Source organism: Novosphingobium sp. (assembly GCF_965214355.1).
Classification (GTDB): Bacteria; Pseudomonadota; Alphaproteobacteria; order Sphingomonadales; family Sphingomonadaceae; genus Novosphingobium.
Genome location: NZ_CBDCBI010000002.1, coordinates 19,116 through 42,534 on the forward strand (window position 1 = coordinate 19,116; position 23,419 = coordinate 42,534).

Consider the following 23,419-nt stretch of genomic DNA (forward strand, 5'->3'; position numbering starts at 1 on the left):
ATCAGCCCAGACCCAGCCGCAGCAGGTCATGGACATGGACAATGCCCAGTGGCCGCGCCGGCGCGATTGCCCCGTCCTCGACGACGAACACCGAAGTGATCTTGCGCGCATTGAGCAGTCGCAACACGTCGATCGCGGGCAACGACCGACCAACCACGCGGGGGTCCATCGTCGCCACATCGATCGCACGACATTGGTGCAGCCGTTCGAAATTGCGGCGCAGATCGCCATCGGTAATTACGCCGACCAGCTGCCCGGCGGCATTGACCACCCCGGCGATGCCGCAACAGCTGCGCGTGATTGTCGTAACAACATCACGCATCGCACAGTCCTGCGCGACCAGCGGCATGCGGTCTGCGCCCAGCGCGATATCGCCGATAGGGATCAGCTCCAGCCCGATATTGCCGCCGGGGTGGCGCGCGCTGATCGCGTCGCGCGTCTCTCCGCGCATGTCCATCACGGCCATCGCCAGCGCATCGCCAAGCGCAAGTTGCACTGTCGTCGATGTCGTCGGTGCGACATTGACCGCGCATGCCTCGCGCACATGCGGCAACACGATGCCCACACTGGCGCAACGGATCAGCGGAGAATCGCCGCGAGAGGCGACGCCGATGATCGGCACGTGCACCGCCCGCGCATAGTCGAGCATGGGCCGCAACTCGCTGGTCTTGCCCGAATTGGAAAACACCAGCAGCACATCACCCGGCACCAGATTGCCCATATCACCATGCGCCGCCTCGGACGGGTGGATGAAAATGGCCGGCGTGCCGGTGGCGGCAAATGTCGCGGCAACCTTGCGCGCGATATGCCCCGATTTGCCGATGCCGGTTACGACCAGCTGGCGACCGCCGGCAAAAATCGTTTCGCACGCGGCAACGAATGTGTGATCCAGCGCGCGCTCCAGCTGGCCGAGCGCATCGCGCCCCGCCCGCACGACATCACGGCCCCGGCCCAGCAGATCGTGCGCATCGAATAGGGAATTGCCACCGGACCTGACTGCGGGATCGATGCCTTTGCGCAATTCATCAAACACAAAATCCACCTGTACAAAGCGGGGGCCAATTGTGGCAGAACTGCTTGTTCGCCGTTGTATTACATGGGGGTTGGCAATAACGCATTTAGCGTTGCTGAACGCAGACCGGCAAGCCTCGCCATGCCTGCGTGCCACAACGTATGCCCCCATAACCGATTATTGTTCAATCGTGCGGCCTTCCCGGAACTCCTGTGGCGCCGGGTTGTTCCGAAATCAAGCGAAGTTGCACTATCGGACCGGACCCGATCCAACGCTGCGCTTGCTTTAGTTGCCGATTTGGCAAATACGCCGCGACGCTGCCGCCCGGTGCCGCACGGTGCGGCCCTGTCGACAAAGCCATACGTCCAAGGACTTTGCCTATGAGAGTGCTGATCGTTGGAGCCGGCTTTTCGGGCGCGACCATCGCCAGGTTGCTGGCCGACAAGGGTATCGCCAGCCTGGTCATCGACGAGCGCGCGCATCCCGCCGGCAATTGCCATACCGAGCGCGATGGCGAAACCGGCGTGCTGGTACACAGATACGGACCCCATATCTTTCACACCGATATCGAGCGGGTGTGGACGTTTGTGACCAGCCACGGCGAAATGATGCCGTATGTGAACCGGGTCAAAGCCAATGTGCAGGGCAAGATCTATTCGCTGCCGGTCAACCTGCACACGATAAACCAGTTTTTCGGCACGGCGCTCTCGCCCATCGAGGCCCGTGCCTTCATCGAATCGCGCGCGCGCATGGATATCACCGATCCCCAGACGTTCGAGGACCAGGCGCTGCGCTTTGTCGGCAACGATCTCTACGAGGCGTTTTTCAAAGGCTATACGCGCAAGCAATGGGGCTGCGAGCCGAGTGAATTGCCCGCCTCGATCCTCAAGCGCCTGCCGCTGCGCTTCAATTACGACGACAACTATTTCAACCATCGCCACCAGGGCATGCCGCGCCACGGCTATACCCCGATCGTCGAAAGCATTTTGCGCCACGATCTGATCGAGGTCCGGCTGGGCGTCGCGCATGGCGACCTTGGCGAACATTTTGCCCACACATTCTATTCCGGACCGCTCGATCGCTATTACGATTATGACCTGGGCCGGCTGGGCTATCGCACGCTCGATTTCGTCGCAGAGCGTGCGGACGGCGATTTCCAGGGCACGGCGGTGATCAACTATTGCGATGAAAGCGTCGCGTTCACGCGCATTTCCGAACACAAGCATTTCGCACCGTGGGAAGCCGCCACCTTCGACCGCACGATCGTGTTCCGCGAATACAGCCGCGCCTGCGGCCCGGATGATGTACCCTATTACCCGATCCGCATGGTCGCCGAAACCGCACTGCTCGAACAATACGAGGCCCGCGCCGCGCACGAAACCGGCGTGACGTTCGTCGGCCGGCTGGGCACGTACCAGTATCTCGATATGGATGTAACGATCGACCGCGCGATGGATGTGGCTGCGCGCTATCTCGGCGTCGTTCAGACCTGAGGCCGGAACGACGCTTCATGGAAGGCGATGCCTTCATCGACGTCATCGAATTTGCGCAAGTGGCCGTGATCCACGACATAGACCACGCTGCAATTTTCGCGGATGAAGTGCATTTCGTGCGTGATGATCACCATCGCCTTGTCACGGCGGCGGTTCAGCAATTCGTCGCGGCTTTTTTCCTGAAACCGCTGGTCGCCCACCGCGATGACTTCGTCGATGATCAGGCAGTCGAAATCGATCGCCATCGAAATCGCAAAGGCCAGCCGCGCGCGCATCCCGGCCGAATAGCTTTTGACCGGCTCGAACAGGTAATGCCCCAGTTCCGAAAATTCGCGGATATAGGGCAGCAGCGCCTGGGCCTTCCGGCCATAGACCCGGCTGATGAACTTGATATTGTCGTACCCGGTCAGGCTGGAATGAAATCCGCCGACAAAGCCGAGCGGCCATGACACCGACATGTTGCGCACGACCGTGCCCGAAGTCGGCTGCTCGGCGCCGCTGATGATCCGCACCAAGGTCGATTTGCCCGCGCCGTTGGGGCCCAGGACGCCTGCCTTTTCATTCGGCTCGATCGTCATCGACACGCCGTCGAGCACGCGGTGGCCGCCAAGCCGCGTGTGATAGACTTTGACGATGTCCTCAAGCACGATCACTCGGGCGTGACTTCCCGGCTCATCTTGCGCTGTAGCAGCAGCCCGACCACAGTCATGATCGCGTTGAACCAGATCGTATAACCGACATCGTAATGCGCGTGGAATTTCGACCCGAAGAACCCTTCGCGCACAATCTCCAGCCCGTTAACCGTCGGGAGCTTGAGCGCCAGCGCCTGGACGCGCGGCGGCAGCGAATCCACCTGGAACGCGGCGCCTGATAACGGCACAAGCAGGTATTGCGCCGGATGCCACAGCTTTTCGATGAATTCGAAATCTTCCGACAGCGAACCCAGCAGCACCGCCAGCGCCATGCCGAACCAGGCCAGCAACATCCACCCGCCAATCAGCTCGGCCAGGTTTTCCGGCCAGGTAATCCCGCTCGAAAAGAACCCGAACACCACGCACAGCACGATCAACGACGTCGTCGCGCCGACCATCTCGAGAATCAGCCGCGAGATATAGATGTCGATCGGCTTGATATTGCGGTGGTACAGCAGCGACAGATTGGGCTGGATCGATCCGATGCAGCGAAACGTCATGTTGCGCCACAACAGGATGCTGGAATATCCGGTGATGGCAAACGCGATGATCGGCAGGTTGCTGCCATGGACCGAATTCAACGCGGTCCAGATCGCCGCCACGCCCAGCGTAAACAGCATCGGTTCGACAAACAGCCACAGGAACCCGATATTGTGCCGCCCGTACCGAGTCAGCACTTCGCGCATCAGCAGCGCGTAGATGACCCGCCCCTGCACCCGCAACGAGCCTGCCAGATCGCCCATTTCGCGATTTTGCATGCCCGAAGCGGTCATTCGACGTGGTCGCGCAAGCTGGCCAGCATCATCGACGCGATACCCCACACGATCAGCCCCATCACGAACGTGGCAAGCACGCCGCGCAGGCGGTTGGGCTCGATCGCTTCATCGGGCACCGCCGGGGTGACGATGCGTTCGACATAGGCCTGCTTGTGCTGCGAATCGAGACGTGCCTCTTCCAGCGCGCCGAGCGCTGCGGCCAGCTGCTTTTCGCCGAACTGTTCGTCGAACGCGCGCCGCTGGTATTCCGCCGCCGCGCTCGACAGCGATCCATTGCCACCGGCCGCGCGCTGCGTCTGCGCACCGATGGCCTGTTGCAGCCCGGCAACGCGTGCCTGCAACGGCTCGATCTCGGAGCTGCGCGGGGCCATCTCCTGCACCTGGCGCAACTGGATCTGCGCCGCGATCAGTTCGTCCTGCATCTTTGAGACCATCTGGACTTGCGCACCGGCCTGCTTTTCCGGATCGACCAGCCCGGCCTTGTCGCGATAGGCGGCAAGCGCCACCGCGAACTGCCGCGCCTCGGCGCGCGAACGGTCGACTTCGCGCTGGGCCACGGCGACCAGATCGGTGCGCGCGCGGTCGTTCAGCGTGTTGACCTGGGTCTCGGCCAGTTCGAGCAGTTGCTCGTTGAAACGGCGTGCGTCCTGCGGGTTGAACGCCCGGACGGTCAGCGTGGTGATCGCGGTCGAGCTGTCGTACTGCACCGCAATCTTCTTGCCGACATAGCGATACAGCGTCTCGAACGAGCCGCGATAGCCCAGCGGATCGAACCGGTCGAACATCGAAACCTGGTGCGACCCGTACGACTGCGCCACCGCGCCGTTGCGATTGAGCGCGCGCAACGCCTCGCGCGATGCGAGATAGTCATTCGCCGCGTAGATCTCGTCCCCGCTGTTCGAAAAGCCCACCGTTTTCAACAGCACACCAAAGCCGGAAGATTCGGGCTTGTTCGGGCTGCGCACGATAAAGCTCGATTCCGAAATATAGACGTCACTGGCGAGCAGCCCGAAATACACCAGCGCGATCAGCGTCGGAATCGTCACGCACAGGTGGAACAGCGGGCCCAGCCCGCGCAGGGTGTTGCCGAACGAATTCAGTCTGGACGTCATAAATTGGCCGCCTTGACCGCGATTACCGGATAGATTGCAGCCCCGATGATGGTCACGAATTTCTGGATGTCGGTAATTGGCGCATTTGTTACATAGACCACATCGTGGTCCCGAATGCCGAAATGCTGCGCGGCAAAGAACGCCACCGGATTGCGCAGATCGACACGGTAGATGACCGGCACCTTGCCATCCGCATTGGGGGCGACACCCGACACGCCGTCAAGCGCTGCCGGATCTTCGAGCCGGAAGATGAACACCCCGTGCGGATTGGCACGATCATCGCGCAGGCCGCCCATGCGCCCCAGCGCCTGCGCCAGCGTGATCCCGCGCGCCTCGAACTTGACCTCGTCATTGCGGCCGGTGGCGCCCAGCACGGTGAAGCTGGCGGGTTGATACGACAATGTCACCACATCGCCAGGGCGCAGGAAAATGTTCTGGTCGGGCATCGCGATCAGGTCGTCGAGCGGCAGGCCCGTATGGCGCCCGTCGCGGGTCAGCTCAAGATTGACCTTGTCGACCGGATCGCGGCTGCCGCCGGCAGCGGCCAGCGCATCGAGCAGGCGCTCGCCCTTGAACGTCAATGGCATGCGCACGCTGTTGGTGACATCGCCGACCACGGTCACCGCCGATGACGCCCCTTTTGCGATATTCACGACGACTTGCGGATCGTGCGCCTTGCCCCGCAAACGCGCGACAATCTGTGCGGCCACCTGCTGCGGCGCGCGGCCCAGTGCATCGATGCGGCCCGCAAAGGGCACATCGACCTGGCCTGCGGCATTGACGATCAGATCGGGCAGGCTGGTCCCGCGCTGCGATGGCGAGGCAAGGCCATTGCTGGCGCCTTCGATACCCGGCCCGAACAACAGCGCGGGCGGCGCCTCGAACACGGCGATCTGCAAGGTGTCGCCTGGCCCGATCAGCGCGCCATACGGCACGCCCTGCCCGAACGTCGTGGCAAACCCTGCCGGTTTCATCGCCGTATTGATCCGCCGCGCCACCGGATCGGTAACATCGATCAGCAGCGCCGCCTGGCCCGGCCCCGGCACGGTCGCCCCCGTGATATGCCCCGAGGTTGGCCCGTCGCGGCCCATGAAGGCGGAACTGGCACATCCTGACAGCAGCGCGGCCAACGTCGCGCCAGCGCCGATGATCGCCGCCGATCGGTTCGAAACCATCCGGACAGGCCCGGTCTTACCCATTCTCATCAAACCGCCACAATCCCTGCGCCCAGCTATATCGGGGTTCCACCTAGCCCACCAAACGGGGGCGAACAAGCATTGCGCCCACGGCTCGTCTCATGCCGCGGCGCGGCGCAGACGGTCGTTGATCGCCAGCCCGAGACCTTTGTCAGGTACAGGAGCGATGGCAATGCGCGGTTGCATGGCCGCAGCCGCAGCATGCAGGCACGCGTAAAGCCGCGATGCCGCCTGCGCCAGATCGCCCGATGAGGATAATGAAATCGCGCCCATAATCGCGCCAAAACCGATCATGAATTCGTCCGGCTCGGGCGCCAGCGCATCCAGCCGCACCGGTTTGCCTGGCGCATAATGGCTGGCCAACTGGCCCGGCGCCTCGATCCCGCTATGCGCCGCCACTTCGTTGCCGGCCCCCAGCACTGCGACAATCGCGTCGTGGTCGATCGGTCCGGGGCGCAACAGCGTCCAGCCCCCGTGCGGACGAATCGCGACAATCGTTGATTCGATGCCGCGCGCGCACAGGCCACCGTCGAGAATCAGATCTGCCCGATCACCCAGCGAAGCCACGACATGCGCAGCACTGGTCGGGCTGACGCCGCCGCTGCGGTTGGCCGATGGCGCCGCCAACGGCAAATGCGTGGCCGCGATCAGCGCGCGCATGACCGGATGCGCCGGGCAGCGCAGCGCGACCGTGGGCAATCCTGCGCATACCGCAGCGCTCAGGCCCGCCTCGTCACGGCGCGGCACCACCAGCGTCATTGGCCCGGGCCAGAATGCGCCGACCAAAGCGCGCGCTGTCGCATCGAATACCGCCAGCCGTTCCGCTGCGGCGAGATCCGCGACATGGACGATCAGCGGGTTGAAATCGGGGCGGCCCTTGGCGCGATAGATCGCCGCAACCGCATCATCGCGATCGGCGCGGGCGGCCAGGCCATAGACGGTTTCGGTCGGGACCGCGACAGTGCCGCCAGCGCGGATGACATCGGCGGCACGCGCGATCGCGCCGGCATCTTGCGCCAAAATGCAGTTGGACTTTGTCGCAGGCATGATGGTTCGCTATAGGCGCTGGCCTAGCGTTGCCAAGGAAAACCGCACGATGTCCTTTACCGCCCCGACCGCCGACCAGATCCTGGCCATGCAGGTAAACGCCGGGATCGCCGATATCGCGGCCCATGCGCGGTTTGCCGATGCGACGCCCGATCTGGTGGCCGCGATTGCCGAGGGTATCGGGCAACTCGCGGCAGGCGAATGGGCGCCGCTGGCGCGGATCGGCGACACGCAAGGCGCAAAGTGGGACAACGGCGAAGTGCATTTGCCCGACGGATTTCGCGCTGCCTATGCCGATTTTGTCGCACAGGGCTGGAACAGCATCGCCGGGCCGGTCGAATTCGGCGGCCAGGGCCTGCCGTTTACGCTGGCGACATGCGTGATGGAAACGCTGGGCGCGGCCAACATGGGCTTTGGCCTGTTGCCGATGCTGACGGTCGGCGCGATCGAGGCGATCAACCATCACGGCAGCGATGCGCTGAAGGCGACATATCTGGCAAAGCTGGTGTCGGGCGAATGGTCGGGCACGATGAACCTGACCGAGCCGCAGGCCGGGTCCGATGTCGGCGCGCTGCGCACGATTGCGACCCCGATTGCGGATGGCGAGCATCAGGGCAAGTTCCTGATCAAGGGAACCAAGATCTACATCACCTGGGGTGAGCACGACCTGGCGGACAATATCATCCATCTCGTGCTCGCGCGCACCCCGGGCGCGCCGGCCGGGTCTCGCGGCATTTCGCTGTTTGCCGTGCCCAAATTCCATGTCGATGCCACCGGCCAGCCCGGCGCGCGCAACGATGTGCGCTGCGCCTCGATCGAACACAAATTGGGCATCCATGCCTCGCCGACATGCGTGATGGTCTTCGGCGACCATGATGCTTGCGTCGGCGAAATGGTCGGGCGCGAACATGGCGGGCTGGCCGCGATGTTCACGATGATGAATTCGGCGCGAATCAATGTCGGCAGCCAGGGTGTGCAGATCGCCGAGGGCGCGTTGCAGAAAGCCGCCGCCTATGCGCGCGATCGTATCCAGAGCCCGCGCGCCGGCGCCCAGGACAAGACTCCGGTCGCGATCGCCGAACATCCCGATGTGCGCCGGATGCTGCTGCGCATGCGTTCGATGACCGAGGGCGCGCGGGCGTTGCTGTACTACACCGCAGGGCAAGTCGATCGCGGCGCACTGGGCGATGAGGCAGCGGCCAAACGCGCCGAAGCGCTGGTTCCGCTGCTGAAGGCATGGGGCACCGATGTCGGCTGCGAAGTGGCCAGCCTTGGCGTGCAGATCCACGGCGGGATGGGCTTCATCGAGGAAACCGGCGCCGCGCAATTCTATCGCGACGCACGCATCGCGCCGATCTACGAAGGCACCAACGGCATCCAGGCCGCCGATTTCGTCACGCGCAAGCTGGGCTATGACAACGGCGCGGTGATCCACACGCTGCTGACCGACATCCTGCCCGATTGCGGCGAAAGCCCCGAACTGGCGTCGCTGACGCGCGATGCGGCCGCGATCGCCAGCTGGATGGCGAGCGGCGATGCCAGCCTTGATGACAAGCTGGCCGGATCGGTGCCGTTTGCCACGATGTGCGCGGTCGCCGTCGCCGGGTGGCAACTGGTGCGCCAGGTGCATGCCACCGGCACGCATGAAAAGGCTGCAATCACCCGGTTTTTCAATCGCACGATCGTGCCCGAGGCGCGCGGCCTCGGCGCGGCCGCCATGGGCGGCGCAGCGCTGCTATACGATCTCGACACCGCCGCACTGGTCGGAGCGTGAGTGATTTGCCTGCCGAAGAGAGCCTGCTGCGCCGGATAGCCGATGCGCTGGACCGGCTGGCGCCGCCGGGGCCGGATGCGATCGACTGGCTGAGCCACCCCGCCTATGTCTGGCAGGGCACCGCGACACACGCCGTGCCGGTGCTCGTGGCGCCTGCGCTGGACCTGATCCAGGGCATCGATGCACAAAAAACGGCCGTCACCGGCAATGTCGCACGGCTCGCCGCCGGGGCTTGTGCGCATGACATGCTGTTGTGGGGCGCGCGCGGCATGGGCAAATCCGCCCTTGTGCGCGCCGCCGTCGCCGCGGCAGCAGCCGCACATCCCGGCCGCATCGCGCTGGTCCAGGCCGCCGCCGATGCCACCCTGGCCGATCTGTTCAACGTCCTGCGCGGGCAATCGCGCAATTTCCTGGTGCTGGTCGACGACCTGGGGTTCGACGCCGGTGACAGCGAAGGCCCGCGCAAATTGCGCTCATGGCTTGAAGGCGGCGTCGAGGCACGGCCCGCCAATGTGCGGCTTGCGGTCACGTCAAACCGCCGCGCGATCGTCGAACGCCACATGCGCGAACAGGACGACCCGATCAATCCGCGCGATGTCGTCGACGACCAACTCGCACTGGCCGACCGCTTCGGCCTGAGCCTGGGCTTCCACGCCTGCAGCCAGGACGACTACCTGGCGATCGTCACCGGCTATGCCGCGCACTACGCGCTCGATTTCGATCCCGCCGATGCCCTGGAATGGTCGAAACGCCGCGGCAGCCGCTCGGGGCGAATTGCGTGGCACTATGTGACCGAACTGGCCGGCCGCGCGGGGCGCGGGCTTTTTTAGACGGTAGGGTGCCTCCGGCGGCCAAGGGCCAGCGGCCCTTGGATCCCGTTACTGTCGTGAACTGAATGCCGGTCCAGCGTTGGCGTCCCGCCGGGCGCATCATCACAAACGACGCGCAAACCCAAGTTTCCGGGATCCAAGGGCGTTGGCCCTTGGCCGCCGGAGGCCCGCCGGAGGCCCTTATGTCGTCGGCTTGTTCAAATCCGAGCTGTCGTCCTTCTTGATCGTATAATGATCGGGCATCTTCGATTGCGGCGGCGCGACCGTCGGCGGGATCGCCACGATGGCGGCTGCCGGCTTCGCACCCGGCGCCACGACTCGCCAGATCACCCCGCCGACGTCGTCGCTGACCAGCAGCGCGCCGTCATGCGCAAACGCGACCCAGGTCGGGCGGCCATGCGCATGGCCATCGGGCGTCAGAAACCCGCTCAGGACCGTGTAGGGCGGCCCGGGCTGAACATTGCCCAGCTTGTCGAACGCGACAAACACCACGTTGTACCCCGCCATCGGATTGCGGTTCCACGAACCGTGGTCCGCGATCAGCGCCCCGCTGGAAAAGCGCTCGCCCAGCAGGTTTCCACCGCGCGCAAATGCCAGCCCCAGCGGAGCGACATGCACGCCCAGCGCGTATTCGGGCTTGCGCACATAATCGGTCAGATAATTGGGGATCGGCGCCTGCACCCGCCAGTCGGGGTATTTCTTCCAATAGAGCCACGGCCAGCCATAGTTTGAGCCAAGCGGCACGTTGGTCAGGTAATCGGGCACGAGGTCCGACCCGAGCATGTCGCGCTCGTTGACCACGGTCCACAATTCGCCGCTGCGCGGGTTGAAATCCATACCGTTGGGATTGCGCATGCCGGCGGCATATTGCCGCGACGTGTGCTTGGCGAAATCATACTCGAAGATCGCAGCGCGGCCTTCCTCACGGTCGATCCCGTCATCGGCGATATTGGTCGATGATCCGATCGAGACATACAACTTGGTCGCGTCGCCGTTCAGCACCAGATTGCGCGCCCAGTGTTCGCCGCCTGCGGGCAAGTCCATGAGTTTTACAGGCGCGCCGGTCAGCGTCGTCTGCCCCGGCTGAAACGCCCAGGACACGACCGCATCGTTGTTGGCGACATACAGCCGGCCGCCACCTGCAGCTTCGGCGCGCCATGCCATGCCGAACGGCGAATTGAGCCCGGGATTGGCCATGACGAAGCGCTGATCGGCAGTGCCGGTGCCCTTGCTGTCGCGCAGCACCACGATCGTGTTGGGCGAGGCACCGCCCGCGCCAGCGGCGCGGAACAGGTATTTCGCGACCAGCCCGGTCAGGCCCCCCGGGCCCTTGCCGGCAGGCGCATTGGTCTGCGCCGCCAGGATATCGCCATTGGGCAACACGGTGAGCGTGCGCGGATGATCGAGGCCATCGGCAAAGCGGGTAACTGTCAGGCCAGCCGCCGCCACCGGCGCCTCGCCCGGCTGCCAGCCGACGGGCCTGGCAACACCGATCGTGGGAATCGTTTGCGGCCGGGGCTCGGTGATTTTGGGATGTGGCCCGGTGGTCTGAAGAAACGGCACTTGTGCCGGGTCGGGCTGCGCCAGCCAGACAACGACGCCGATGGCGACCAGGACAACGGCACCCAGGCCGAGCAGCAATTTCTGAAGAAAGGTCATGCGGGTAAATCTAGGGCGGCACAGGGGCGACAGCAACGGGCAATTGCCCTATGCGCGCTGTCATGTTCGATTTTGCCCCCACCCACACCGCTACGCCCAAGCCGGAGCTTTATCGCGAGTTGGTGTCCGCCGCACTGGCGCTGACCCAGGGTGAGCCCGACGGCGTGGCCAACATGGCCAATCTCGCCGCATTGATGTGGACCTATCTGCCCGATCTGAACTGGGCCGGGTTCTATCGCCTGGCGCCCGGCGCCGGTGAACTGGTGCTAGGGCCGTTCATCGGCAAGCCGGCGTGCATCCGCATTCCGCTGGGAAGCGGCGTGTGCGGCACCGCAGCCGCCACCGCCCAAAGCCAGTGTGTCGCCGACGTTCATGCGTTTCCCGGCCATATCGCGTGCGACGCCGCCAGCCGGTCCGAACTGGTCGTACCGGTAACGGCAGGCGACCGGGTCATCGCGGTGATCGACCTCGACAGCCCGCGCGCCGGCCGGTTCGATGCCGACGACACCGCCGGAATCGGGGCACTGGCGTGCGCCATTAGCACCCGCATCGGTACCTGATCCGATTCGGGACACGCCCGGCAGACCGCTTGGCCAAATACCGATTCGAGTGGTAAATCCCCGATTAACGATGGCCCGCGCGGTTTTGCGCGGCGCCGCCTGATCCCGGGGATGGTCGATGCATCTGCACTTGAACTTGCGCAATTGGACTCGTGTGGCTGTATCGGCCTGTCTTTTGGCCGGCAGCAGCCTGGCCCATGCGCAGGCGGCTCCGGGCGAAATTCCCCCCGGCTGGGTGTTTCAGGGCACATGGCATGACGGTCATTGGGACGGCGAATGGGTTCCCGGCGGCGCGCCCGGCATGATGCCGCAGCCCGGTTCGATGCAGGGCCCGATACAGGGCCCGATGCAGGGGCCCATGCCCGCCTATGCGCCCGATCGCGAAACGCGGCACATGATCGAGCGTTGCCGCAACTATCGTTATGATGACGTTGCCGGCGCAGCGATCGAGCACGGCATGAAACGCGGCCGCGACCGTGATTGCGAACGGTTCTATCGCGATCATCGCGAATATGCCCCGGGCTATGGCCAGGCCGGATACGGTGTCCCCGCCGGGCCTTATGGCATGCCGCCGATGGGCCCCCATGGCCAGATGCCATATGGTATCGCGCCCATGGGTTACATGATGGTTCCGGTGATGCAGCCGGCGCAGGCACCCTATACCGAGACAAAAACGGTGACGACGACCTATGTCACCGATCGCCGCGTCGTTGGCCACCGCCATCACGTCGTCCACCGCGCGCACGACAAGCGCGTCTACACCGGCAGCTAGACGCTGATCGGATTGTCGGGCAAGCCGTGGCTTTCGGGTAGGCCAGGGCTGGGATCGCCGCTCCATAATACGGAGCCGGCGCCCGCAGCGATGATCAGCGCGATCGCCACGCCCTGGCGTAGGGTCAGCATTTCACCGAGCAGCACCATGCCGGCAAGCGCACCCAGCGCCGGCTCGGCCGCGACTAGCACGCCGAAGGCGCGGCCGGGAATACCCTTCAACGCCAGGCGCTCGAGCGAAAATGGCAAAGCGCTCGACACCACCGCGACGATCAGCCCCGCCACCATCAGCCGCGGGCTCAGCAAATGCATACCCGCCGTCAGGATGCCGACCGGCGCAATTACCAGCGCGGCGGCCGCCATGCCGACCGCCACGGCCTGCCCCGGATGAACATGCGCGCCGCGCTGCCCGAAGACGATGTAAAATGCCCAGAACAGCCCCGCCAGCAAGGCCAGGACAACGCCCTTGGGATCAAGCGCATGCACCGGTGCGGCGATCGGCAGCAACAGGCCAAGCCCGACAATCGCCAGCCCGATCCACGCAAAATGGGCAAGCCGCCGCGAATGAAACATCGAAACGCCCAGCGGCCCGATGAATTCGATCGCAATCGCCACGCCCAGCGGAATCGTCGCCAGTGCCTTGTAAAACAGCAGGTTCATCGCGCCGAGCGACCCGCCGTACAGGGCCATGTCGATCAGCTCGCGCCGTGTCCACGCCCGGCGCCACGGGCGCCACAATGCCAGCAACAGCACCGCCGAAAAGCCCGCACGGTATAGCGCGGTCCCCTCGGGACCGACTTCCCCAAACAGCTGCTTGGCATACGACGTGCCGACGATCACACTGATCATCGAACCCAGCAGCGCGCCGTACGGCATCAGCGCGCCGGCCGAACCGACGCGTGCAGAAGACAAGGCGGTCGTCATCGCGATCGTTCAGGCCGCTTTGCGTGTGCCGTCGCGCGAAACATGCGCCCACGGCGCACGATAGTGGAAGGCCACGCTGACTTCAAAGGTCTGCCGGGCAAGCGTCAGGAAGCGAGCCGGAAAGCCGGCGGCACGGATCGTGCGGATCATGGGTGTTCTCCTGCCGGGACCGCGCGCGGCGCCGGCGTTGAATTGAAGACCGGATGGTCAATGTCTGAAACCGGAAATACCCGCGTTGGAAAGCCCAATGGCGCCTGTTTTGTGTATACGTGCGACCAATTTGTGCGTTATCTGGTTCGATATGAGAAAAAAGATCGATATCGATGATTTCGACCGCCGTTTGATCGACGAGGTGCGCCGCGACAACCAGCAGCCGGCGCGAATCCTGGCGGACAAGGTCGGCTTGTCGGTTTCGGCCGTCCTGCGGCGTCTTCGCCGGCTACGCGCCGAACGCGTGATCATCGCCGATCATGCGATTGTCGATCCCGCGCTGACCGGATCGGCGCTGACGATGCATGTGCTGGTCAAGATGCGCCAGGCGGGGGCGAGCGTGATGGATGGCTTTTCGCGCACGTTGTCCAGCCACCCCGAAGTGACCGCCGCGTGGGATGTGACCGGCGATGATGATTATGTGCTGAAAGTCCAGGTCGCCTCGATGCAGGAATACGACCGCTTCACCCGTCGCGCGCTGGGCGAAGATCGCGGGGTGTATGCGTTCAAGACGCTGATCACGATCCGCACGATCATCGAGGACGACGCCTCGCGCCGTCCCCTGCTTGACTGAGAGGCTTCAGATAGCGCCGCCGGTCAGCCGCTGACAGATCAGATCAAGCTGATCGAGTGTGGTATAGCGGATTGAGACCGAACCGGTGCGCGGATCGGCGTCGGCGCTGATCGTCACTTTCAGGCCGAGAAATTCCTCGAGATGCGCCTGGACCGCCGCGATATCGGCGGATTCGCCAGGCGCACGATCGGCGCGTGCGCGCCGCGGGCCGGCGCTGTCGGGGCGTGACAATTTGCGTGCCAGCTTTTCGGTTTCGCGCACCGACAGGCCCTTGGCGATGACATCGCGCGCGGCGGCGGCTGGATCGGGCAAGGTCGCGAGCGCGCGCGCGTGCCCCATCGACAGCTCTTCGCGTTCGACCATGCCCAGCACATCGGCAGGCAAGCCGAGCAGGCGCATGATATTCGCGACATGGCTGCGCGACTTGTCGACGAACTGCGCAATCTCCTGCTGCGTCAGGCCTTCGCGTTCGGCCAGTTTCTGGTAGGCGCGCGCTTCTTCGACCGGGTTGAGATCTTCGCGCTGCAGGTTTTCGATCAGCGCAAGCGCGGTGACTTCCCGGTCATCGAGCTGGCGCACGATCGCGGGAATTTCATGCAACCGCGCGCGCTGCGTGGCACGCCAGCGACGCTCGCCTGCGACCAACTGGTAGCGGTTATCACCCAGCGGACGCACGACTACCGGTTGAATCACACCGCGCGCCGCAATCGAGGCGGCAAGTTCGTCGAGCGCGGTTTCGTCGAAATGGCGGCGTGGCTGATCGGGATGCGGCTCGATCTGCGACACCGGCAGCAGCATCAACCCGATCGTCGGCGCCTGTGCATCGGGCGTACCGCCTGCCGGCGTTGCCTCGGCAAGCTGGCGGACCGATTCTTCACGGCGCGTTTCGCCCAGCAGCGCGCCCAGACCACGCCCCAGCGCGGCACGACGCGGCGTTGCGGCCTTCGCAGCAGAGGCGGGCGTATCGGTCGTCGTCGTATCGCCGCTCATGCCGCTTTCCTTTTCTCGGGCAATCGCGCGATGATTTCACGCGCGAGTTTCATATAGGCCTGCGAGCCGGCGCAGGCATGATCGTAGATCAGCGCCGGCAGCCCATGGCTCGGCGCTTCGGAAAGGCGGACATTGCGCGGAATGACCGCCTCGAACACGAGGTCATGCAGGCACGAGCGGACATCGTCGGACACCTGATCGGTCAGACGGTTGCGCCGGTCGTACATCGTCAGCACCACGCCCAGGATACCGAGATCGGGATTGAACCGCTCCTGCACGCGCTCCACCGTCTGCAGCAACTGGCTCAAGCCCTCGAGCGCAAAGAATTCGCACTGCAGCGGCACAAGCACGGTATCGGCCGCGCTCAGCGCGTTCAACGTCAGCAGCCCGAGCGAGGGCGGGCAATCGATGAGGCAGATATCGTGCTTGGTGTCGTGAGACAGGGTCTTGCGGAGCCGCCCGGTGCGATCGTCGACACTGACCAGCTCGACTTCGGCGCCCGAGAGATCGACCGTGGCCGCAACCAGATCGAGCCCCGGGATACGCGTCGGCATCGCACATTCGTTGACCGGAACTTGGTCGATCACCAATTCATACGACGAGCGTTCGCGTTCATGCGTCCCGATGCCAAGGCCCGTCGAAGCGTTGCCCTGCGGATCGAGATCGATCAGCAGCACTTTCCACCCGGTCGCCGCAAGCGCGGTGGCGACATTGATGGCAGTCGTGGTCTTGCCCACGCCGCCTTTCTGGTTGGCAATCGCGATCGTGATCATCGGTGCGCGCCTTTTCTAGAGTTTTGGCGCGCCGAGCACATGGCCGACCAGCACACCGCCCTGCGCATCGGTCAGCGATTGTTCCACGTGGAACGTATGCCGCCAGCCTTTGTCGAGCTCTTCTAGTTCATGCCGGGCCTTTGCCCCTTTCGGCAACAACCAAAGTGTCTGCGGTGTGGAAAAACGTATAGAAAGTGCCAACAGCTTTTCAAGCGGTGCAAACGCTCGCGCGGAAATCACCGAAAACGTGTGCGATGGCAAATCTTCCACGCGCGCCAGCACCACGTTTACCCGGTCGAGTTTCAACGCATCGACTGCGCGCATCAGCCACTCGGTCCGCAAGCGGCGCGAATCAACGAGCGCAACTTCGCGCTCGGGCTGCAGCGCTGCGATCACCAGCCCTGGAAATCCGGCGCCGGTACCAAGATCGAGCCACGGTCCGCCTGGCAATGTTTCACGTGAAACATCGAGCAGCTGCGCGCTATCCACAATGTGTCGTTGCCAGACTTGCGCAAGGCTTGCACGCGAAACAAGATTCTGCCGCTCGTTCTCTTCGGCAAGCATTGCCACCAACTGATCAAGCCGCTCCATGCCGGCCGCGTCCACACCGCTACCCTGTAACCATGCCCGCGCATCAGCTTCGCTTTCGATCATGCCGCATGACGCCGGGCATGGACCAGCAGGCTTGCCAGCGCCGCCGGGGTAATCCCCCCGACACGACCTGCAGCTGCCAATGTCACAGGTTGCGCTTTGGTCAGCCGTTCGACCATTTCACGCGACAGCCCGGGGACATCGGCATACGGGAATCGATCACCCAGGTGTACCCCATCGCTTGCGCGCAGGTCGCGCAATTCCGCATCCTGGCGCTGCAGATAGGGCGCGTATGCCGCGTCTTCCTCGATCTCGCCGGCCAATGATCCATCAATCATGTCTGCCCCCAGCCAGGGCGCCAATCCTGCAAGGGTGACTTCGGGAAAACGCAGCCATTCACTCAAGCTGCGCCGCACACCATCGGCGCGCACGGCCAGACCGCCCGAGGCGAGATCATTTGCGGAAGCCTCTCTCGTCAGCGCGACCTCGATCCTGGCGCGCTCGTCCTCGCGCCGCGCAAACCATTCGCGTCTCTGGGCTCCGACACAACCAGCGGCGATCGCCAGCGGAGTCAGCCGGCTGTCGGCATTGTTGGCACGCAGGCGCAGCCGATATTCGGCGCGCGCCGTAAGCATCCGATAGGGCTCTGTCACACCGTGCAATGTCAGGTCGTCGATCATCACGGCCATATAGCTGTTGGCGCGATCCAGCGCCGGAGCCGCTTGTCCCAACACCCGCCCCGCCGCATGCATACCCGCCACGAGGCCTTGGGCCGCGGCTTCTTCGTAGCCGGTCGTCCCATTGATCTGCCCGGCGCAATACAGGCCCGGAATTGCCTTGACCTCAAGGCTAGGCCGCAGCGCGCGGGGGTCGATGTGATCGTATTCCACCGCATAACCCGGCACCAGAATCTCGACCTGCTCCAGCCCGACAATGCTCCGCATCATCGCAAACTGGATATCCACCGGCAACGAAGTCGAGACACCGTTGGGATAGACCGCATGATCATCGAGACCCTCTGGCTCGAGGAAAATCTGGTGTCCATCGCGGTCGCCAAATCGATGGATCTTGTCCTCGATCGACGGGCAATAGCGCGGCCCCTGCGCGGCGATCGCGCCGCTGAACAGCGGTGAGCGGTCGAGCCCACTGCGGATGATATCGTGCGTCTGCGCGTTGGTCCGTGCGATCGCGCAGAACACCTGGGGCAAGGCACGCCCGTGCGAAAGCGAAGACATCGTCCACGGCTCGGGATCGCTGCCCTGCTCGGGCAAGACCGCCCAATTGATCGTGCGGCCATCGAGACGCGGCGGCGTGCCTGTCTTCAGCCGCGCCATCGGCAGATCCGCCGCGCGCAATTGCGCTGCCAACCGCTGTGCGGTTGCCTCGCCGATCCGGCCGCCTTCCATCCGTTCCTCGCCGCGATACAATCGCCCGCCCAGGAACGTCCCCGTGCACAGCACCACTGCGGGTGCCGCTATCCCGGTGCCATCGGCCAGATCGATCCCGGTCACGCATCCGCCGCCAAGCCGCAATGCAGCCGCTTCCCCCGCAACGATATGCAGGCCGGGCTGCGCGCGGACAGACGCCTGTACCGCGACGCGAAACCGCGCGCGATCGGCCTGGATACGCGGACCCTGGACCGCGCTGCCCTTGGAACGATTCAACATCCGATAGTGAATGGCCGCAGCATCCGCAGCCCGCGCGATCACGCCATCGAATGCATCGACCTCGCGCACGAGATGCCCCTTGCCGAGTCCTCCGATGGCCGGGTTGCAGCTCATGGCGCCGATCCTGGCCGGATCGAACGACACCAGCGCGACCCGCGCACCCATGCGCGCGGCCACCGACGCCGCCTCGACGCCAGCGTGTCCGCCGCCAACCACGATGACATCAAACTGCTGCATGGCGTCCCGTTACCGGATTAGCAGCGCGAGGTCAAAACCGATGCGGATGTTCCACGTGAAACATGTCACTTGCCGATGCAGAAGCGGCCAAACAGCGTATCCAGCATCGCCTCGGTATCGGCACGTCCAACGAGTGCGTCAATCGCCCGCCGCGCAAGCCGCAGGCATTCCGCGACAAGCAAGGTATCGCGCTCGGCCAGTGCTGCCGTCAGGGCCGCCCGCGCATTACCCAGGCACTCCGCCTGGCGCCGGTTCAGTGCCACCGCTCCCAGCGCTGGCAGCGAAGATCGCGCCGCTGTCATCAACGCATCGCGCAGCGCTGCCAGCCCTTCGCCGCTCAAAGCCGATACCCGTAACGCGCCGGGATTCTTGCCGAACCCGCCCCGATCACATTGCGCGGCGATTTCCCATAACGGGCGGTCGCTCGGGCCCAGCCCTTCGGGCCCGAGCCACAACACCAGATCCGCGCGCTCTGCCTCGGCGCGCGCGCGCGCAATGCCGATCGCCTCGATTTCGCCAGCGCCCTCGTCCCGCAGACCTGCCGTATCGACGAAGCTGAAAGGAATACCGCCAAGCGCGACCCCCGCCACCAGCACATCGCGCGTTGTCCCGGGCTCTGCCGAAATAATCGCGGCCTCGCTTTCGACCAGCGCATTGAACAACGATGATTTGCCCGCATTGGGCGGCCCGGCCAGCACCACGCGAAACCCCTCGCGCAAGGGCTCGGCCCGGGGGCGGTCCAGCCATTCGGACAAGGTCGCGATCAGCGCCGCAGCCGCATCGTCAAATCCTGGCGGCAATGTCTCCGCTTCGCCATCGACATCGCCCTCATCGGCAAAATCCAGCGAGGCCTCGATCTGCGCCGACAGCGCCAGCACGGCCGAACGCCAGGCATCCGCCGCGCGAGACAGCACGCCGCCGGCCATGGCCTGCGCACTGCGCCGTTGCAATTCGGTCTCGGCGGCCAGGACATCGGCAAGCCCCTCGACTTGCGCAAGGTCGAGCCGGCCATTGGCAAACCCGCGCCGGGTAAATTCACCCGGTTCCGCCTTGCGCAACCCCAATCCGGCCAAAGCGGACTCTACCGCAGCGGCCACCGCCCTGCCGCCATGCAAATGCAGCTCGGCGCAGTCCTCGCCGGTCGCGCTGTTCGGGCCGGGAAACCACAGCGCCAGGGCATGATCGAGCACGGCGCCGTCGCGCGGATCGGTCAGCCGACGCAAGCTTGCCCGGCGCGGAAGCGGCATGCCACCGGCCAGCCGTTCGAGCACAAACCCCGCCGCCGGCCCGCTGATCCGCATGACACCCAGCGCCGCCGGCAACTGACCGGACCCGAGCGCAAAAATCGTATCACCGCCCATGCCTTATTCGCCAGCGTCGCCCTTGCCTTTGAACCCAGGCGCCTTGAAACCGGACCCTTTGAAACCGGACATGGCGGCGCCAGCCCCCTGTTCCATGAACTGCTGAAACAGTTTCATGCCCATCTCGCCCATCGGAGCCATCTGTTTGACATAACTGCCCAGTTGATCGAGCGAGGTCTCGCCCTTCATCGCCTTGACCAGATGCTCGACATAGGCCTCCTGCGCCTTGGTGACATCGGGCAGCCCCAGGAATCGCCGCGCCTCTTCCGGGCTGCATTCGACTTCGACATTCACCTTCATGGCGTTTCCTTCTAGGCTGCACGACCCGTCTTTGTCGAACGAGACTGTCACGCAAACCTGACAAAGTCCACGCGCTCCGAGCGCTTAAAAATCCTTCACCAACCGCAGCGCATCATAAATGGCCGCATGGGTGTTGCGCGAAGATACCGCATCCCCGATCCGGTACAGCGCAAATCCACCCGCGGGATTGCGCGCCGCTTCGGCTGCCTGGTCCTGCGGCGTACCCGCCACCAGCGCCCCGTAATCAGCCGCCCCCAGGTTGCGCGACAGCGGTTTCAGCGCGAAGTACAGGTCATCGAGTGGCACGGTGCCGTGGTTGATCACCGAGGCGATCCTGAACCTGTTCGACTGCTGGATCGATAGCAACCTGTTCGACACCAGGTTCGAATTCGCCGTGCGCAGCTGGGCATTGCAAAGCGCGTCGGTAACCGCCGAAATTCACGCCGCCGATGTGCAGCGCGTCGAAGCGATCTGTCGGATGTTCCGCCGTTTCGGCTATCCCGATCGCGAAGCCGACACGCGCGCACGCACGGTCTATCTGTCCCAGATCGGCTATATCAGCATGCAGACGATCGAGGATCCTGCCGTGCGCATGCCGCGTATCGGCGATTACGTCGAGATTTTCACCGGCAAACCGCCCGAACAACGTGAACTCGACCGGTTTTTCTCGCGCCATCGGTTTGTGCCGCCCGCATAGCGCTCTACTCTGAAGTTTCTGGCCCGAAATTTCAGCCCCGAAATGTCAGCCTGCGCGGTTCAGGACGAGAAATCGAACGGCGGAAACGCGGCGAACGCACCCGCGTCGATGACTTGCGCGTCGCCATTGATGCCGGCGGCGCGGCGTGACAGCAGGAACAGCGCCACATCGGCAATGTGCTGTGCCGACAGGCCACCGCGATAGTCGGGATCAGGAAGACTGTCGGTGATGCTGTTGTCCTGCGGGACACCGTTCATCGGCGTCAGCACATTGCCCGGGCAGATCGCATTTACACGCAGCCCGCGTTCGGCAAACGCCCGCACCGACGATCGCATCAATCCCAGCACGCCGTGTTTCGACGTCGAATAGGCCGCCGCATCACAAAACCCGATCAGCGCCGCTGCCGACGCAGTCACCACGCACGACCCGGCAGGCCGCAACCGTTCGCGCGCCAGCCGCAGCCCGAGAAAGGTACCCCGCAAATTCACGTTGAGCACGCGGTCGAACAAGTCGAGCGTCACCTCTTCGAACGGCATGTAGGGCTGAAGCATGCCGGCGTTGAGAAACGCATGGTCAAGCCCGCCAAATGCCGCCTCGGCCGCATCGAACATGGCCAGATTGCCGCTTTCGCTGGCAATGTCTGCTGCGACCGCGATCGCCTTGCCACCTGCCGCCTCGATCAGCGCGACCGTGGCCTGGGCGCCGGCTTCGCTGATGTCGGCAACGACGACCGCCGCGCCCTCTTGCGCCAGGCGCTGGCTGGCGGCGCGGCCGATGCCCGATCCGGCGCCGGTTACCAGCGCCACCTTGCCGGCGAACATGCCCCCGCTCATCGCGCTGCGACCGCTTTGTGAAACATCATGATTTCAGTTCCTCTCCGACCGCCACCGGTGCCAGATTGTGCGCGAATCGCATGGCCCAATGCGTGTCCTGCCGCAATTCCCGCGACGTTCACCCCGCCAGAAATACGCAATTTATGACCCATGCAAGTGTTTATGCTCGATATTCGTTTTTGCATGACCATTTGTTTGCGGATATAGGGCAAGACGATAAGACAAAGGGAGGCACGATGATGCGGATGGCAGGAAAAATAGCGATCGTGACAGGCGGCGCACGCGGCATGGGCGAGGCGACGTGCCGCCTGTTTGCACAGGAAGGCGCGCAAGTCGTGATCGCGGACCTGCTCGATGCCGACGGCGAAGCACTGGCCGCAAGCATCGGCGACAGCGCGCGCTATGTCCACCATGACGTATCGCAGGAAACTTCGTGGGAGGCGCTGGTCAAGGACACGCTGGCCCGCCATGGCCGGATCGATGCGCTGGTCAACAATGCCGGCGTCGTCTGTTTCGGCCCGCTGATCGAGGCCGAAGTCGCCGATTTCGATCGCGTGTTCGGCGTCAATGTCAAAGGGCCGATGCTCGGCATGAAACATGTCGGCCGGGTGATGCGTGCTGCCCGGCGCGGCGCGATCGTCAATATCTCGTCGGTCGACGGGTTTCGCGGCGCCAACAGTGTCGGGCTCTATTCGTCGAGCAAATGGGCGGTGCGCGGCATGACCAAGACCGCGGCGCTGGAATTCGGGCCCCACGGCGTGCGCGTCAATTCGGTCCATCCCGGCGGGGTCGACACGGCGATGGGCAACCCGCAGGGGCAATCGGGCGACGAACGCCACTGGGCCTATGATCGCGTGCCGCTGCAACGCATCGGAGAGCCCGCGGAAGTCGCCGCCGCCAGCCTGTTCCTGTGTTCGGACGATGCGTCGTACATCTGCGGGGCGGAACTGGCCGTCGATGGCGGCTGGGCCGCCGGATTCTATCACGGCTATATGCCCGAAGCACCCGAGAGTCTGCGCGTGCCCATGCCCTAGACGGTTGCCACAGGCGTAACCGGCGCGGTCAGCAGGAACGCGTGATTCGCCCGGTTCGACCCTTCCAGCCGATTGACCCAGCGTGGCATGGATCTCCCCTTTCTGTACGCGGTGAATACCCGGCGAGGTGCAAGCCGGCGCACGCCGACGATCAAACCGGCGCCTGATCGCGACGGCATAGGCGGCTTTGCCGAAATGCGTAGATAAATAGGACAAATAATCGCATATAGCCCATAGTCTGACGTTTTGACCGATTTATACAGAGCATAATGCGTCATTTACGAACGCATACGCGGTTCTGCCGCA

General features: G+C 64.3%; 25 protein-coding genes. 8 read left to right on the forward strand and 17 right to left on the reverse strand.

Annotated elements, in window-relative coordinates; all coding sequences use genetic code 11:
• Nucleotide 1: 1 nt before the first annotated feature.
• Entirely contained in the window at nt 2-1,033 is a 1,032-nt protein-coding gene (locus ACOOE2_RS00650) for a KpsF/GutQ family sugar-phosphate isomerase (protein WP_420381097.1), read from the reverse strand.
• Between the two features lie 359 nt (nt 1,034-1,392).
• Between ACOOE2_RS00650 and ACOOE2_RS00655 the strand changes: the two genes are divergently transcribed.
• Nucleotides 1,393-2,505 (forward strand): UDP-galactopyranose/dTDP-fucopyranose mutase family protein, encoded by a 1,113-nt coding sequence (locus ACOOE2_RS00655; RefSeq protein ID WP_420381098.1) that lies wholly within the window; start codon nt 1,393-1,395, stop codon nt 2,503-2,505.
• Here ACOOE2_RS00655 and ACOOE2_RS00660 read toward each other — a convergent pair.
• The 5 genes from ACOOE2_RS00660 to ACOOE2_RS00680 all read right to left on the reverse strand — a co-directional run bounded on the left by ACOOE2_RS00660 (nt 2,496) and on the right by ACOOE2_RS00680 (nt 7,328).
• A complete protein-coding gene (locus ACOOE2_RS00660) occupies nt 2,496-3,158 on the reverse strand; it encodes an ABC transporter ATP-binding protein (protein WP_420381099.1) in 663 nt (220 codons plus the stop codon). The two genes, ACOOE2_RS00655 and ACOOE2_RS00660, sit on opposite strands and share 10 nt — an antisense overlap.
• Entirely contained in the window at nt 3,155-3,955 is an 801-nt protein-coding gene (locus ACOOE2_RS00665; protein WP_420381100.1) for an ABC transporter permease, read from the reverse strand. The genes ACOOE2_RS00660 and ACOOE2_RS00665 overlap by 4 nt, the downstream gene beginning before the upstream one ends.
• Before the next feature lie 11 nt (nt 3,956-3,966).
• The gene (locus tag ACOOE2_RS00670; RefSeq protein WP_420381101.1) at nt 3,967-5,085 is read right to left on the reverse strand and encodes a hypothetical protein; all 1,119 of its coding nucleotides are present in this window, start codon (nt 5,083-5,085) and stop codon (nt 3,967-3,969) included.
• Nucleotides 5,082-6,290 carry a polysaccharide biosynthesis/export family protein gene (locus ACOOE2_RS00675; protein WP_420381102.1) on the reverse strand — a complete coding sequence of 403 codons (1,209 nt, stop codon included), beginning with the start codon at nt 6,288-6,290 and terminating at the stop codon, nt 5,082-5,084. The genes ACOOE2_RS00670 and ACOOE2_RS00675 overlap by 4 nt, the downstream gene beginning before the upstream one ends.
• A gap of 90 nt (nt 6,291-6,380) precedes the next feature.
• Nucleotides 6,381-7,328, reverse strand: coding sequence for an L-threonylcarbamoyladenylate synthase (locus ACOOE2_RS00680; RefSeq protein ID WP_420381103.1), 948 nt, complete (start codon nt 7,326-7,328; stop codon nt 6,381-6,383).
• A gap of 49 nt (nt 7,329-7,377) precedes the next feature.
• Here ACOOE2_RS00680 and ACOOE2_RS00685 point away from each other — a divergent pair, with 49 nt between their 5' ends.
• Both ACOOE2_RS00685 and ACOOE2_RS00690 read left to right on the forward strand, forming a co-directional pair.
• The gene (locus ACOOE2_RS00685) at nt 7,378-9,102 is read left to right on the forward strand and encodes an acyl-CoA dehydrogenase family protein (protein WP_420381104.1); all 1,725 of its coding nucleotides are present in this window, start codon (nt 7,378-7,380) and stop codon (nt 9,100-9,102) included.
• Nucleotides 9,099-9,932, forward strand: a complete 834-nt coding sequence (locus ACOOE2_RS00690; RefSeq protein ID WP_420381105.1) for a DUF815 domain-containing protein — start codon at nt 9,099-9,101, stop codon at nt 9,930-9,932. The genes ACOOE2_RS00685 and ACOOE2_RS00690 overlap by 4 nt, the downstream gene beginning before the upstream one ends.
• Nucleotides 9,933-10,112: 180 nt before the next feature.
• Here the strand turns inward: ACOOE2_RS00690 and ACOOE2_RS00695 are convergent, their stop codons facing one another.
• Nucleotides 10,113-11,591, reverse strand: a complete 1,479-nt coding sequence (locus ACOOE2_RS00695; protein ID WP_420381106.1) for a PQQ-dependent sugar dehydrogenase — start codon at nt 11,589-11,591, stop codon at nt 10,113-10,115.
• Between the two features lie 62 nt (nt 11,592-11,653).
• On the opposite strand from ACOOE2_RS00695, the gene ACOOE2_RS00700 reads away from it, so the two are divergent.
• Nucleotides 11,654-12,151, forward strand: a complete 498-nt coding sequence (locus ACOOE2_RS00700; protein WP_420381107.1) for a GAF domain-containing protein — start codon at nt 11,654-11,656, stop codon at nt 12,149-12,151.
• Nucleotides 12,152-12,326: 175 nt separating this feature from the next.
• Nucleotides 12,327-12,923 (forward strand): hypothetical protein, encoded by a 597-nt coding sequence (locus ACOOE2_RS00705; RefSeq protein WP_420381108.1) that lies wholly within the window; start codon nt 12,327-12,329, stop codon nt 12,921-12,923.
• Here ACOOE2_RS00705 and ACOOE2_RS00710 read toward each other — a convergent pair.
• Nucleotides 12,920-13,846, reverse strand: a complete 927-nt coding sequence (locus tag ACOOE2_RS00710) for an EamA family transporter (protein WP_420381109.1) — start codon at nt 13,844-13,846, stop codon at nt 12,920-12,922. The two genes, ACOOE2_RS00705 and ACOOE2_RS00710, sit on opposite strands and share 4 nt — an antisense overlap.
• A 9-nt stretch (nt 13,847-13,855) precedes the next feature.
• A complete protein-coding gene (locus tag ACOOE2_RS00715) occupies nt 13,856-13,996 on the reverse strand; it encodes a hypothetical protein (RefSeq protein ID WP_420381110.1) in 141 nt (46 codons plus the stop codon).
• A 151-nt stretch (nt 13,997-14,147) separates the two neighbouring features.
• Here ACOOE2_RS00715 and ACOOE2_RS00720 point away from each other — a divergent pair, with 151 nt between their 5' ends.
• Nucleotides 14,148-14,630 (forward strand): Lrp/AsnC family transcriptional regulator, encoded by a 483-nt coding sequence (locus ACOOE2_RS00720; protein WP_420381111.1) that lies wholly within the window; start codon nt 14,148-14,150, stop codon nt 14,628-14,630.
• A gap of 6 nt (nt 14,631-14,636) precedes the next feature.
• Here ACOOE2_RS00720 and ACOOE2_RS00725 read toward each other — a convergent pair whose 3' ends face one another.
• The 7 genes from ACOOE2_RS00725 to ACOOE2_RS00755 form a co-directional block, all read right to left on the reverse strand.
• On the reverse strand, nt 14,637-15,620 hold the full coding sequence (locus ACOOE2_RS00725) for a ParB/RepB/Spo0J family partition protein (protein ID WP_420381112.1): 984 nt from the start codon (nt 15,618-15,620) through the stop codon (nt 14,637-14,639).
• Nucleotides 15,617-16,393: a ParA family protein gene (locus ACOOE2_RS00730; protein WP_420381113.1), complete on the reverse strand. Its 777-nt coding sequence runs from the start codon at nt 16,391-16,393 to the stop codon at nt 15,617-15,619. The genes ACOOE2_RS00725 and ACOOE2_RS00730 overlap by 4 nt, the downstream gene beginning before the upstream one ends.
• Nucleotides 16,394-16,408: 15 nt before the next feature.
• Entirely contained in the window at nt 16,409-17,047 is a 639-nt protein-coding gene (rsmG, locus tag ACOOE2_RS00735; RefSeq protein ID WP_420381114.1) for a 16S rRNA (guanine(527)-N(7))-methyltransferase RsmG, read from the reverse strand.
• Complete coding sequence (mnmG, locus tag ACOOE2_RS00740) at nt 17,044-18,888, reverse strand: tRNA uridine-5-carboxymethylaminomethyl(34) synthesis enzyme MnmG (protein WP_420381115.1); 1,845 nt, start codon at nt 18,886-18,888, stop codon at nt 17,044-17,046. The genes rsmG and mnmG overlap by 4 nt, the downstream gene beginning before the upstream one ends.
• Before the next feature lie 65 nt (nt 18,889-18,953).
• Nucleotides 18,954-20,249 carry a tRNA uridine-5-carboxymethylaminomethyl(34) synthesis GTPase MnmE gene (gene mnmE / locus ACOOE2_RS00745; RefSeq protein ID WP_420381116.1) on the reverse strand — a complete coding sequence of 432 codons (1,296 nt, stop codon included), beginning with the start codon at nt 20,247-20,249 and terminating at the stop codon, nt 18,954-18,956.
• Nucleotides 20,250-20,252: 3 nt separating this feature from the next.
• On the reverse strand, nt 20,253-20,549 hold the full coding sequence (locus ACOOE2_RS00750; RefSeq protein ID WP_420381117.1) for a DUF6489 family protein: 297 nt from the start codon (nt 20,547-20,549) through the stop codon (nt 20,253-20,255).
• Between the two features lie 84 nt (nt 20,550-20,633).
• Nucleotides 20,634-20,873, reverse strand: coding sequence for a hypothetical protein (locus ACOOE2_RS00755; RefSeq protein WP_420381118.1), 240 nt, complete (start codon nt 20,871-20,873; stop codon nt 20,634-20,636).
• Here ACOOE2_RS00755 and ACOOE2_RS00760 point away from each other — a divergent pair.
• On the forward strand, nt 20,857-21,246 hold the full coding sequence (locus ACOOE2_RS00760) for a hypothetical protein (RefSeq protein ID WP_420381119.1): 390 nt from the start codon (nt 20,857-20,859) through the stop codon (nt 21,244-21,246). The genes ACOOE2_RS00755 and ACOOE2_RS00760 overlap by 17 nt on opposite strands.
• 59 nt (nt 21,247-21,305) lie before the next feature.
• Here the strand turns inward: ACOOE2_RS00760 and ACOOE2_RS00765 are convergent, their stop codons facing one another.
• Entirely contained in the window at nt 21,306-22,067 is a 762-nt protein-coding gene (locus tag ACOOE2_RS00765; RefSeq protein ID WP_420381120.1) for an SDR family NAD(P)-dependent oxidoreductase, read from the reverse strand.
• Nucleotides 22,068-22,315: 248 nt separating this feature from the next.
• Between ACOOE2_RS00765 and ACOOE2_RS00770 the strand changes: the two genes are divergently transcribed.
• Nucleotides 22,316-23,113 (forward strand): SDR family NAD(P)-dependent oxidoreductase, encoded by a 798-nt coding sequence (locus tag ACOOE2_RS00770; RefSeq protein WP_420381121.1) that lies wholly within the window; start codon nt 22,316-22,318, stop codon nt 23,111-23,113.
• The last annotated feature ends 306 nt before the right edge of the window (nt 23,114-23,419 follow it).